Below are 12496 nucleotides of genomic sequence, written 5' to 3'. Positions count from 1 at the left end.
TCGCACGTCTACATCAGCACGACCGTACAAGCGTACCCACGCGTCACCGCGTGGAACACCAGCACCGGCCTGGCGCGCGATGCCACCGACGAGCTCATCCAAGACCTCGGAGAACACGCATGACCCCCACCCTTGCTTCTGACGCGGATCACACCGGCCGTGACCTCGGGGGAGAGGAGCGCCCGCTCCTGCGTGAAGCCATCGAGTCTGGGACCCTGAACGGGCCTCGCGGCGACGTTGCGACGTACAGAATTGTGTACAAGTTCGGCATGCTAGTGGAGATCGGCCTCGTCTGGCCGTTCCAACTCGCGGGGCCGGCGCTTGTGCTCGCCTCCTTCCCAATCTTCCTCGCAACTAAGGGGTTCGTCGCCCCGGGCGAGTGGGAGAGCCTGCGCCGCGGCGTTTCACGCCTTCCGCCCTTCGCCTCGGAGAAGCTGTCGTGACGGCCCACCCGATCCCCGCGACTCTTCTCGAGTACCTGCACGCTTGTCCTCTCTGTGACGACCCGCGGCTGGCCCACTACTGCCGTGTGCCGTCCCGTTTCCACAACGGAGAGTTTATCCGGTACGAGCGCTGCCGCGCCTGCGGCCTCGTTCTAAGGAACCCACGCCGTCTGGAGCACGAGCGGGTCGACCGATACCGCACGGCAAGCTTGGCGCCCCCGCCGCCGGACCCCGAGACGGGCCTGCACCAACGCTACATGCTTCGCGTACTACGCTCGTACCTCGGCAATCTCGATCGGCCGCGCCTCCTCGACTTCGGCTGCGGTGGTGGAACGTTCCTCGCCGAAGCGCGCCGAGCCGGCTTCGACGGCACGGGCATCGAGTTGAACCCGTCCCTCGCCAACCATGTCGAAGCGATGGGGCTCTCGGTGTTCCGGGGGCTCCCCGACGACCCCGCGTTCACGGAGCCTCCCTTCGACATCCTCCTGTCCTCGCAGGTCTTCGAACTCCTCGCTGATCCCCGTGCGACGCTGCTCGGCCTGACGAGGCACCTCACGGAGGGCGGGCTGGCGTTGATCGAAGTACCGAACCTGAACGACTTCCGGGAGAAACGGCGACGCGGATCGACGATGGACGATTCGCATCTCTTCTACTTCTCGGCGCGGAGCCTCACGGCTCTCCTACGCGGCTGTGGCTTCGAAGTTCTGGAAGTCCATCAGGGAGCACGGCCCTTCCGGCTTCTCAGAGAGCACGCCGAGCGTCTCCCAATCTACGTACTGCGTGCGCTCGAGAAGCTCGCCGCAGCGAGCCAGGTCCGTACCGGCCTCGGCATCGTGGCTCGGAAGAAGGGTTCGCCCGCCCTCTCCTCTCGCATGAGCTAAACGGCTCGGCTCTCGGCCGGCTTACGGATGCCGCACTCCGCCGGGTGCCGACCCGCGTCGCGCTTTCATACGCCCCCTACAAAGGCGCCCAGGGCACCCCTCAAGGGAATGGAGCTTCCGGCCGATGACCCCATGAGGAGGCGCGACATGAGCGATCTACTGGGGCAGACTGAGGCACTTCTCGGATTCTCCGTCGATCTCGAACAGAAGCTGTCGAAAGGCGGCCTGGGCGGGGTTGGAGGCGTCATCGATCGATTCGTCGAGCTCCGCGGAGTCCTCGACGAAGTGAGTACGGAGCAGTTGGAGTGGGCGAAGAACATGACCCACGAACTCGTCACGACTCTCCAGGGCGTCGCCAAGCAACTCGAACAGTTGGAAGCGATCAAGCGAGCGCTCCCGGCCGCCCCAGGCTCGGCAACCGCCGGCATCGCCGCCACAACCAGCCCGGCACCAACCCCGGAGCCCGTTTCGATGGTCACTCCGTCGCCCTCTCAAGTCTCGAACTATTAGAATAAGAATGGACCGCGAGAGGGACGTACGAAATCGTACGTCCCTTTTTTTGTGAAAAGCACCGCTCCAAGAAGGGCTGACCTCGTGGACGCCCATGGACTTAGCGTTGACGGCGCGAAACTCGAGAGAGGCGACGTCGTCACAGATCGTGACAGACGAGCAACGCGGCCCGAACGCGAGGCCCGGAACCACGGACTTCGTTCCCTGACACGAAACGCACTGCAACCGTTTCGCCAACGGGACAGAAGACCAAGATGGTTCAACTCTACGATCACCCCCTCAGTCCTTTCAGATTCAAGGTTCGCATCCTTCTCTACGGGAAGGGGATCGAGTTCGAGAACAAGGAGCTCCACAGCGAGGGCCAACGCGAGGAATTGCTGAAGGTGAACCCGCGCGGCGAAGTCCCGGCGCTGCGCGACGGCGATGCCGTCGCACCGCACATCATCATGGTCGCGGCCCGTGGCTCCTCGAGGATCTACGAAACTGCGGAGCGTTCCTGCCCGAACTCTAGCGAGGCCTACGACGGCCTCCCCCGGGCGCGCTACGGCTGACCGAGAACCAGAGCGCTCGTCGGCACGCCGCTTCCGCCGGTGACCAGAACGTTGTCGGTGTCGCCGGGCTGGTTCGACGACGTTCCGCGAATCAGGCGGACGCCCTCGTTCACGCCGTTCATCCCGTGGATGTAGGCCTCGCCCAGTTGGCCACCGTTGGTGTTCGACGGCAGCCGCCCGCCGGGATCCAGGTGCCCGTCTTTGATGAAGTCGGCCGCCTCGCCCGGCTTCACGATGCCCATCTCCTCGAGGGTAATGAGCACGAACGGTGAGAAGGCGTCGTAGAGCACCCCGGCCCCGATATCGTCGGGACCCACGCCTGCCGACTCGTAGGCCTCGCGGATGGCGAGACCGAGCTCGGGGAGCCCCGTGATGTCCGGGCGATAGTAGCTCGTCATCATGTGCTGCTGGTTTGCGGCCCCCTGGCCGGATCCCTTGATCATGACCGGCTTCTGCTTCAGGTCCTTCGCCCGCTCGGCACTCGTGATGACGACGGCGACGCCACCATCACTTTCCTGACAGCAATCGAGCAGGTGGAGCGGCTCGACGATCCAACGCGACTTCTGGTGCTCTTCGAGCGTGATCGGTCGCTCGTAGAACCACGCGTCCGGATTCTTCGCAGCGTAGCCGCGACTCGAGACGGCAACGCGGCCGAGATCCTCAGACGTCGCGCCGTACTGGTGCATGTAGCGCTGCGTGTACATCGCCACCCACGAGCCCGGGGTGGTGAGACCGAACGGCGAGTACATCGCGTACTGCGAGCCCTCGGCCGAGGCTTCCTGTTTCCGATCCTGAACACCCGAGCCGAAGCGGCGACCCGACCGCTCGTTCATCGCGCGGTAGCAGACGACGACATCCGCCGACCCAGTAGCCACGGCCATCGCCGCGTGGTGCACCGTCGCGCACGCCGCGCCACCGCCGTAGTGAATCCGACTGTAGAAGCGCAGGTCGCCACCGCCGATATTTCGCTGCACCTGGATCTCGGGATTGTTCTCCATTGTGAAGACGCACATCCCGTCGACGTCCTTCGGGCTGAGCCCGGCGTCGTCGAGGGCGGCCGTCACACATTCCACCGCCAGGGTCATCTCGGTACGACCCGAATCCTTGGAGAACTCCGTCTGGCCGATGCCGACGATCGCGGCCTGGTTCTTCATCTTGTTCGGCATCTCAGCTCTCCTCCACCGGTCGGAACTGGTGGAGCGTCAGCTCCGGGTCGGTTGCGACGAATTCCGCCTGCACCTGCATGCCGATCTGAACCTTCTCCTTCGGCACGCCGATGATGTTTGAAACCAGGCGCACGCCCTCATCGAGTTCGATGAGCGCGATCACGTTTGGGTATTCGAACGCGGGAATCGGCGGGTGGTGCATGGCAACGTGACTGTAGATCGTCCCGTGGCCCTTCGATTCTACCGTGGTCCACTCGAGCGATTGGCAGTGGGGACACATCGGCTCCGGCGGGTGGCGAAGCTCCCCACAGGGCTGACATTTCTGGATCAGGAGCTTCCCGTTCTCCAGCCCTTCCCAGAAATGCGCAGTGTCGCGCGTGATGCCCGGTCTCGGGCGCGGTGGCCGCTGCTTTTCTTCAGACACGGCCTATTGAGTAAGCGACGGGGCCCGCGTCATGCAACTTTCGGCGCAATCGGGCCGGGTTGCATTTCAGCCGGAGAGTGCGACGAACGCCCCTGGAGGAACACCCCAATGAGTGAGCTCACGGCGCATCAACAGAAGCTGGTCGACTTGTGGGGAACGCACATCGGCTAAGAATTCGAGCAGCACGGCGAAAATCTCACCGTAGGTACGATGGTCGAGGGTGCCTACGTGAACCACTATCCCGAGGATCACGGGCGGCCGGGGCAAGGAGGCCCTCCGGGCGTTCTACGGAAGGCACTTCGTCCACCAGGTCCCGCAGGACTGGAAAATCGTCTCGGTCTCGCGAACCGTCGGGCACGACCAACTCGTCGACGAGATGTACACGGAGTTCACCCACGCGGTGCAGATGGACTGGATCCTGCCCCGTATCCCCCCCCCCCGACGGGAAAGAAGGTGAAGGTCGGCACTGTCGTCATCGTGTACTTCCGCGGCGGGAAACTCGCCCACCAGCACATCTACTGGGACCAGGCATCCGTGCTCGTCTAAATCGGACTGCTCTCTCGAGACGGCCTGCCCGTCGTCGGAGGCGAAGGCACCGAGAACCGCGCCGTCGTCCGGGTCCATCGGCGGATAGACACCGTCGCCATCCGTATCCCAGCCCGCCAGGAGAACCGGAAAGCGCGCACGCTCAAAACCCTCCAACGTCGCCTGCCCGACGGCGCCCGAGCGGGTCGGCCGGACGGTCTCGGTACACGTGCCGCGAAAACACACGGCCTGGATCGTTTCCGCATCCGGAGACGCGAGCGACCCCAGCGCCTGTCCGATCGTCGCGTATGGGTTGTCCAGAGCTCCATCCGCGTTCGCGGCCGTACCACCACCGCCGCCACCCCACCCGAGTGCGGTGCGACACACGACGAGCGTGAGCGCATGGCAGGCCGCAGAAGACGAACGCTAGACCTCTTCGATCCGCACCACGTTCGTTTCGGAGGCGCGTGCGAACGGGAGGCCAGCCGTGAGCACGACACGGTCGCCACTCTTCAGCTTCAGCCATTCACTCAACTCCGGCGCGACCCGGTCGCAGGCGGCTTCGAAGTCGTGCCCGAGATCATCGAGGTGCATCGGCTCGACGCCCCACACGAGACTCAACATCCGGCACGCGTGTTCGTCCGCCGTGACCGCCACAATCGTCTGCGGCGGCCGCCACCGCGCGATTGACCGTGCCGTCGCTCCACTCGTCGTGAGCGCGAGGATCGCTTTGGCCTCCACCGACTCCGCCGCGAGGCACGCGCTGCGCGACGCAGCACCGGAGATCGACAGGCCGGTCACCACGCCCCGTTCGAGATCGGCGCGCGCTCTGTCATAGGCCTCAGCCCGAGCGACAATTCGACACATCGTCCGAACGGACTCCAGGGGATACGACCCGTTTGCCGTTTCTCCTGACAGCATTACTGCATCGGTGCCATCGATGACTGCGTTGGCCACGTCCGTCGCCTCGGCACGCGTCGGAACGGGCGCGTGCACCATCGATTCGAGCATCTGCGTCGCCGTAATCGCCGGCTTCCCTTCCCGCCGACAGGCACCAAGAATTCGCTTCTGCAGGATCGGCACCTCCTCGATGGCACACTCCACGCCCAAATCCCCGCGCGCCACCATCACCGCGTCACTCGCAGCCACGATCTCATCGATGCACGCGACCGCCTGCGCCTTCTCGATCTTCGCAACAATCCCCGTGCGAGCACCGTGGGCGACGATCTTCTCGCGAAGAAGGCGCACATCCTGGGCCGAACGGACGAACGACAGACCGACGTACTCCACACCGGCGGTGAGAACGACGTCCAGGTCGGCCAGGTCCTTCGCGCTGAGGCTCGGCAGGCGCGCTCCCCCGGCCGGAAGAGAGAGACCCTTGCGATCATCGAGCGCTCCTCCGACGATGACCCGCGTACGCACGACCGGCGGAACGACATCGATCACTTCGAGCCGCAGAAGACCGTCGTTCAGGTGGATCACGGCCCCCGGCGCAGAGTCCTCGCAGAGGTCGGCGTAATTGACCGAGACGCGTGTCTCATCCCCGAGGACTTCCTCGGTGGTAAGAACGAACTCCTCTCCCTCGACCAGGTCCACCGGCCCCTTCGCAAAGCGACCGATCCGCAACTTCGGCCCCGCCAGGTCCGCGAGAATCGCAAGGGGGTGTTGCTTGGCCGCAGCCCGCGCCTGCAACGTGCCGATCATCGTGCGCAGGCTGTCCGGTGTGCCGTGTGCGCAGTTCACCCGGGCCACATCGATCCCGGCGTCCAGGAGCGCATCGATCCGTTCCGGCGAATCCGACGTCGGCCCGATCGTGGCGACGACCCGCGTACGCCGGACCCGAGGTCCATTTCGCGAAAGCATGATCCCTTCGACAAGAAACGAGCACCAATCGCAAGGCGATACCGCCCTCGAGAATCCCCGGAGAGACCGCGCCTTAGAACAGCAGGAGCGATAGCGAAAACACGGCACCCGTCCAGAACAAGGCGACGAACGTGTAGCCCATAATCTCGCGGGCGCCGATGCGTGCGATCATCAGAACCGGCATCAGGACCAGTGGTTGAATCAGATTGGTCCACTGATCGCCCAAGGCAACGCCCATCGCGACCCGCGGCAGATCCGCGCCCACCTCCTGCGCCGCCGCCATCATGATCGGTCCCTGCACCGCCCACTGACCGCCACCCGACGGGATGAAGATGTTCAACAAGCCGCCGGACAGAAAGGCGAACACCGGGAGAGTGGTCGGGATCGAGATCGACACGAAGGCCTCGACGACCATTCGCGCGAGCCCAGAGTCGCCCATCAACCCCGCGATCCCGGCGTAGAACGGGTACTGTAGGAGGAACGGCGCGACGACCCGCCCCCCATCGGCAATCACCTCCGCGTACTTCACAGCGGAGCCGGCAAGCGCCAAGCCGGCGATCAAGAACGCGAAGTTCAAGATATTGAGTTCGAGCCCTTTGTCGCGAGCGAAGAAGTGGACGCCGAGAAAGAAGAGCCCCATCGCGACGATTGGGAGACTCACTGCCGGCGAGCGCTCGAGAAAGCGCGCGGGCGTCACCTCGGTGTTCTCGCGCTCCTGCGGGACCACGTCTTGCGGGACGTTCATCTCCTCGATGTCCTCGTCGGCCGGACGAAGGGACGCCATCACGAGAGGCAACGTGAACAACACGAACAGCGCGACCGCGATATTCCACGGCGTGAACACCGTCTGCGACGTCGCGATCAGACCGATCTGCTCTTCGAGGAAGTTGCCCGGCGTGGCGATCGCGAGACCGACCGAACTCGTGAGCCCCTGATGCCAGATCACGAAGCCCGAGAACGACGACGCGACGAGAAGCGGGTAATGCACTCGGATCCCTTTGCGCAGGCACGCCTCTCCGACCGCCCGCGCCATGATGCCCGCCGCTACGAGACTCAGCCCCCACGAGAATAGCGCAAGAACGCCGGTGATGAAGCACGCGAGGCCGTACGCCATCGGGGCCGATGTGACGAGTCCGGCAATGCGCAACAGCCCGCGACGAACCGGGGGCGTGTTCGCGAACGCGTAGCCGAACAATAACGTGAGGCTGATCTGGTTCGTGAAGGTCAGGAGATTCCAGAAGCCGTCGCCCCACGCTTCGACAGCAGACTTCAGCGGGTAGTCAGCCACGACGACCGCTAGGACGACGGTGAGCAGGGTCAGGAGGATCGCGACGGCGAAGGCGTCGGGCATCCAGCGGATGAAGACGCGGACCAGGTGGGCGACCAAGCGGTTCATCGGCCCGACCCTACAACCCAGAGCGCGAAATACCACGGCCCTGTCTCCGGGCGCCCGCAAAGAGACCCGCCGGCGGGGGGAGGATGATCAACCTTCGCCGACGACTCGGTAGCAGATCTGTTCCTACCCCGGCGTCGGGGATCACGAAAATTCAACTCGTCGGCGGCACAGCCGGCAAGTCCCGCATCCTCCTGAAGGCTAAAGGTGCGGTCGTTCCGACTCTCCCCCTACCCGCGTCTCTCCCGTTCACCATCCAACTCGTGAATCGCGAGACGAACGAGTGCTTCACCTCGACCTTCGAGCTGGACGACGTCCGAAAGAACAATGCGACCGCGTTCAAGAGCGTCGCGGAATAGCTCAGCCGACGAGCTTCGCGTACCCGTCCAGAGCGGCGAGCGCGGAATCGCGTCCGTCGGACGGTAAGCCGAAGAGCCCCCGCGTGATTCCGGCGTCGCGGCATCGTCCGAGATAGTCTTCGTCCGCCGGACAGAAGTAGATCGACACCTCGAACCCGTCGGGGCTCCTGCCGGCCTTCTCCAACTCGGTGCGAAGCTCCTCCATCCGGTTCACCGGGTCCCCGTCGCCGAGTCCGGCGAGGGGAATCCAGCCATCGCCGTAGCGCACTGCCCGCTTGATCGACGTGCCGCCGACGTGGATCGGCGGATTCGGCTTCTGGAAGGGCTTCGGCCACGCGAAGCAAGGTCCGAAGTCGACGTGCTTCCCGTGGTACTCGGCCTTCTCCTCGGTCCACAGCACCTTCATCGCCTCGATCCGCTCCCGCATCACACCGAAGCGAACCGCCGGGTCGGTCCCGTGGTCCTCGATCTCCGGAGCGTTCCACCCACCGCCCACGCCGAAGAGAAAGCGACCGCCCGAGAAGAAGTCGATCGTCGCGACCTCTTTCGCGAGCTGGAACACGTCGCGCTGCGGAACCAGACAGACGCCGGTGCCCAGCAGAAGCTCCTCCGTCGCACCCGCCATGATTCCCAGGGAGACGAACGGATCCGCCACCGCGTAGTACTCCCGCGGTAGTCCCGGACCACCGGGGCCCGGCGTCCCATCCGTGACCGGAATGTGTGAGTGCTCGGCGAGCCACACCGACTCGATGCCACGCTCTTCGGCCGCGGTCGCCAGCTCGGCGGGGTGAATGGAATCATCGGTGGGGAAGAAGCAGAGCCCGATCTTCATCCTGGAGCACTTCGCTTTCCGGGGCGCTCCGGTCAAGCCCGCTCCTCCTTCCGGTCCCCCTTCACCTCGGATACACGAAGAACGTCATGAGCGAGAAAAACACCGAGGCTGAACGGCGACTCCTCTCCGGCGACGCGTGGCGCGAATTCTGCGACCGCCTCAAAAGCGTCGGCGAACGAATCCTCGAGGACGACTTTCCGAACGACCCGACGCTCCGCGCCGAAGGCTTTCGACATCTCACGCGGCTCACCACGTACGCCCTCCAGTGGTACGTCGACTTCCACGACCCCGAGTTCCCGACCTTCCACCGATACGACGACGACACGATCAAATGGGGCGGTCCCAACACCGACAACCACTACCTCCGCGCCAAGATCGACCCACGCGGGACCTATCGCGTGCGACTCGACACCACAGGCCTTCGAAATCTCATCCTGTCGACCCCCGAAGGAGAGATGCAGCTCGAGCAGTACCGAGTCTTCCAGGAGCGCAGCCTGCAGGATCTCGCCATCGACGATGACGGCAACCTCGAGATCTGGCTTTCGTCGGACGAGCAGCCGAAGAACTGGGTCCCGCTCCATCCCGACGTAGACCATGTACTCGTCCGACTGTACGTCACGGACTGGGAGAACGACGCGGTCCCGCCGGTCTCGATTGACCGTCTCGGGTTCGAAGGAAAGGCGCCGGGACGCCTTGAGCCCGCGGTGGTGAACGATAGGCTCGAAAAAGCGATCCATTGGGTCGAGCAGAGCGTCGTCTTCTGGAACCGCTTCCTTGCCGCTCGTCGCGAGAGAAGCGGCGACAACGCACTCTCTCCTCCGTCATCGGTCCCGGGAGGGGCTGCCGACATTCTGTACGGAGGCGGCTGGTATCGCCTCGAAGACGGCGAGGGTCTTCTCATCGAATGCGACCGCCCGAACGCACGCTACTGGTCCTTCCAACTCTACTCCGCGCCCTGGTTCGAATCGCTCGACGTCACCAACCGCATCTGCAGCCTCAACGGTGAGCAGATGCAGGTCGATGCGGACGGTCGCTTCCGACTGGTCGTATCGGCGACCGATCCTCACATCCCGAACTGGCTCGACACCGAAGGTCGGCCGGACGGCATGGTCTCGTACCGCTGGATCTGGTCGGACGACGCCGCGGTTCCGCAGGCATCCGTCGTCCGGCTCGAAGACCTTCGTCGTCACCTCCCCGCAGAAACGCCCTCGTTCGGCGGCGACGAGCGGCGCTCGCAGATTGAGCGACGGCGGGCCGGCGTGACGAGGAGATTCCGGCGATGAAAGAGACCCCGCGCCCGAACTGGGTCCAGGACCTCAACACGATCGGTACCAGCCTGGGCGGCAGCGAACACGTCGTCCGCCTCGACGCCGACTCGCTGCTCGAGTCCGCCACCGCCGAGACCGGCCTCGACGATTTCGGCGACGACGGTTGGCGAGAACCGTTCGGCGTCCTCCTGGAGGCGATCGAGAACGAGGCGCGATTGAACCTGGTCGGCCGGTTGCTCACGCGCTCCGAGATCCTCCGCGTCCTCCAGAACCGGCTGCGCATCATCGACACCCTGAAACAGAACCCGGAGATCACTGACGGCGCGATCGAGCGCCCGGTCATCATCACCGGAACCGGCCGAAGCGGCACGTCGATTCTTCACGAGTTGCTCGCGGAGGATCCCAACAACCGCACCGCGCTCGCCTGGGAAGTCATGTACTCGGTTCCGCCACCACAGAGCGCCACGTACGCAACGGACCCACGGATCGAGAATGCCGATCGCGAGCTCACGCTCTGGCACGAGGTCGCGCCCGAGTACAAGACGATGCACGAGAACGGCGGTGCACTCCCGTTCGAGTGCATCTTCCTCATGCTGCACGAATTCGCCTCCCCGCACTTCTCCGGCGTACTCGACGTCCCCAGTTATTCGAAGTGGCTCGTCACGAACGATCTCGCACCGGCGTTTCGCTTCCATCGCCGCCAACTCCAACTCCTCCAATGGCGCTGCCCCGGCAGTCCGTGGCTTCTCAAGGCTCCCAGTCATCTGACGATGCTGCCAACCCTCTTCTCGGTCTATCCCGACGCGCGGCTCGTGCTCACCCACCGCGACCCGGTGAAGACCGTCGCCTCGATCGTGAGCCTGGTCGCGACCCTTCGACGCATGCGAAGCGACCATGTCGACGTCGCGACACTCGTCCAGCAATACACCGAAGGAATCGCGATGGGCTGGGACGCCGTCATCGCCCAGCGGAAGAACGGAGCGATCCCCGACAGCCAGATCGTGGACCTCCGGTTCACGGACCTGATGAGAGATCCCGGCACCGCCCTCCGCACCGTCTACCGGCAACTGGATCTGGAACTCACGAAGGACGCCGAGGAGAAGATGACCCGATACATGGCCGAAAAGCCGCGCGGGAAGCACGGCGCCCACCGCTACTCGCTCGAAGACTACGGCATCGAGAAATCCTGGGTCCACGAACGCTACGCGGCCTACATGGATCGCTACGGCGTCGAGGCGGAGTCCTGATGCTGATTTACGCGAACACGAACCAGCGCATTCCGCTCGCCGACATCGCCGAGCACGCGCGTCGGGCCGAGCGCATCGGGTACGACGGCCTGAACGTGCCCGAGGCGGTACACGATGGCCTCCTCGCCTCGTCGCTCGCCCTACAAGCCACGACGACCCTGCGAGTCGCGACGAGTGTGCTCGTCGCCTTCACCCGCAGTCCGATGACGACGGCCGTCGCTGCCTGGGATCTGCAGGCGTACTCCAAGGGCCGCTTCGAGCTGGGCCTCGGGGCGCAGGTCCGAGGCAACGTCGAAGACCGGTACGGTGCCGCATGGTCACCGCCGGTCGCGCGCATGCGGGAGTTCGTAGGTGCGATCCGGGCGACGTTCGCGTGCTGGCAGAACGGGGAGAAGCTCGCGTTCGAAGGCGAGCACTACAAGCTGACGCGCATGCAGCCGTTCTTCGCACCAGAGCCACTCGACGTGGGCCCCGTCCCCATCTTCCTCGGCGCGGTCGGCCCTCGGATGACGACGCTCGCCGGCGAGGTGGCCGATGGACTCGTGACCCACCCGACCAATACCCACCCGCGGTACCTGCGCGAGGTGATCCAGCCACGCCTCGCCAAAGGAGCGACGAGGGGGCAACGCGGCGATGCAAAGGTCTCCCTGAAAGTCGGCCCGATCTGCAGCGTAGGCCGCGACCAGGCCGCGATCGACGCCCAGAGGGAGGAGAAGCGCCGAAGCCTAGCGTTCCTCTATTCCACGCCGCAGTACTGGCCGAGTCTCGACCTCTTCGGGTGGGGCGACCGCGGCAAGGCGCTGCACCAGCTCACGCGGGAGAACCGTTGGAAGGATCTCCCGGAGGTCCTCGACGACGAAATGCTCGACACCTTCCTACTCGCGGGCACCTACGACGAGCTGCCCGGGATCCTTCGGAGCACCTACGAGGCCCTCGCCGAGGCGATCGTCTTCCCCATGCCCGAGGACCCCGCGGACGACAACCTCGCTGCCCGCGCGATCGCGGTGCTGCGCGGGTAGGAGCCTTACCCAAAC

14 protein-coding genes are annotated in these 12496 nt (G+C 64.8%); 8 read left to right on the top strand and 6 right to left on the bottom strand.

What is annotated here, in order from left to right; genetic code table 11:
• Nucleotides 1-119 precede the first annotated feature (119 nt).
• From P8R42_18590 to P8R42_18575, 4 genes are all read left to right on the top strand, one after another.
• Nucleotides 120-443 carry a hypothetical protein gene (locus tag P8R42_18590; protein MDG2306617.1) on the top strand — a complete coding sequence of 108 codons (324 nt, stop codon included), beginning with the start codon at nucleotides 120-122 and terminating at the stop codon, nucleotides 441-443.
• Entirely contained in the window at nucleotides 440-1324 is an 885-nt protein-coding gene (locus P8R42_18585; GenBank protein ID MDG2306616.1) for a class I SAM-dependent methyltransferase, read from the top strand. The genes P8R42_18590 and P8R42_18585 overlap by 4 nt, the downstream gene beginning before the upstream one ends.
• Nucleotides 1325-1471: 147 nt before the next feature.
• Nucleotides 1472-1834: a hypothetical protein gene (locus P8R42_18580; protein MDG2306615.1), complete on the top strand. Its 363-nt coding sequence runs from the start codon at nucleotides 1472-1474 to the stop codon at nucleotides 1832-1834.
• A gap of 254 nt (nucleotides 1835-2088) precedes the next feature.
• Complete coding sequence (locus P8R42_18575) at nucleotides 2089-2385, top strand: glutathione S-transferase family protein (protein MDG2306614.1); 297 nt, start codon at nucleotides 2089-2091, stop codon at nucleotides 2383-2385.
• Here P8R42_18575 and P8R42_18570 read toward each other — a convergent pair.
• From P8R42_18570 to P8R42_18550, 5 genes are all read right to left on the bottom strand, one after another.
• Nucleotides 2376-3551 carry a lipid-transfer protein gene (locus P8R42_18570; GenBank protein ID MDG2306613.1) on the bottom strand — a complete coding sequence of 392 codons (1176 nt, stop codon included), beginning with the start codon at nucleotides 3549-3551 and terminating at the stop codon, nucleotides 2376-2378. The genes P8R42_18575 and P8R42_18570 overlap by 10 nt on opposite strands.
• Nucleotide 3552: 1 nt before the next feature.
• Entirely contained in the window at nucleotides 3553-3975 is a 423-nt protein-coding gene (locus tag P8R42_18565) for a Zn-ribbon domain-containing OB-fold protein (GenBank protein MDG2306612.1), read from the bottom strand.
• 285 nt (nucleotides 3976-4260) lie between these two features.
• Nucleotides 4261-4887 carry a hypothetical protein gene (locus P8R42_18560; protein ID MDG2306611.1) on the bottom strand — a complete coding sequence of 209 codons (627 nt, stop codon included), beginning with the start codon at nucleotides 4885-4887 and terminating at the stop codon, nucleotides 4261-4263.
• Nucleotides 4888-4926: 39 nt separating this feature from the next.
• Nucleotides 4927-6363 (bottom strand): pyruvate kinase, encoded by a 1437-nt coding sequence (gene pyk, locus P8R42_18555; GenBank protein ID MDG2306610.1) that lies wholly within the window; start codon nucleotides 6361-6363, stop codon nucleotides 4927-4929.
• A gap of 73 nt (nucleotides 6364-6436) precedes the next feature.
• Nucleotides 6437-7759: a TIGR00366 family protein gene (locus P8R42_18550; protein MDG2306609.1), complete on the bottom strand. Its 1323-nt coding sequence runs from the start codon at nucleotides 7757-7759 to the stop codon at nucleotides 6437-6439.
• Nucleotides 7760-7842: 83 nt separating this feature from the next.
• On the opposite strand from P8R42_18550, the gene P8R42_18545 reads away from it, so the two are divergent.
• A complete protein-coding gene (locus tag P8R42_18545; protein ID MDG2306608.1) occupies nucleotides 7843-8115 on the top strand; it encodes a hypothetical protein in 273 nt (90 codons plus the stop codon).
• 1 nt (nucleotide 8116) lies between these two features.
• Here P8R42_18545 and P8R42_18540 read toward each other — a convergent pair whose 3' ends face one another.
• Nucleotides 8117-8947 carry an LLM class F420-dependent oxidoreductase gene (locus tag P8R42_18540; GenBank protein ID MDG2306607.1) on the bottom strand — a complete coding sequence of 277 codons (831 nt, stop codon included), beginning with the start codon at nucleotides 8945-8947 and terminating at the stop codon, nucleotides 8117-8119.
• Nucleotides 8948-9033: 86 nt separating this feature from the next.
• Here P8R42_18540 and P8R42_18535 point away from each other — a divergent pair, with 86 nt between their 5' ends.
• The 3 genes from P8R42_18535 to P8R42_18525 are packed head-to-tail and all read left to right on the top strand — an operon-like array spanning nucleotide 9034 to nucleotide 12481.
• Entirely contained in the window at nucleotides 9034-10230 is a 1197-nt protein-coding gene (locus P8R42_18535; protein MDG2306606.1) for a DUF1214 domain-containing protein, read from the top strand.
• Complete coding sequence (locus P8R42_18530; protein ID MDG2306605.1) at nucleotides 10227-11462, top strand: sulfotransferase; 1236 nt, start codon at nucleotides 10227-10229, stop codon at nucleotides 11460-11462. The genes P8R42_18535 and P8R42_18530 overlap by 4 nt, the downstream gene beginning before the upstream one ends.
• A complete protein-coding gene (locus P8R42_18525; GenBank protein ID MDG2306604.1) occupies nucleotides 11462-12481 on the top strand; it encodes a TIGR03617 family F420-dependent LLM class oxidoreductase in 1020 nt (339 codons plus the stop codon). Before P8R42_18530 ends, P8R42_18525 begins: the two co-directional genes overlap by 1 nt.
• Nucleotides 12482-12496: the final 15 nt, after the last annotated feature.

It is taken from the genome of Candidatus Binatia bacterium (assembly GCA_029243485.1).
Classification (GTDB): Bacteria; Desulfobacterota; Binatia; order UBA12015; family UBA12015; genus VGTG01.
Note: the sequence above shows the minus strand (reverse complement) of the source record. Positions and strands in the feature narration are given on the sequence as shown.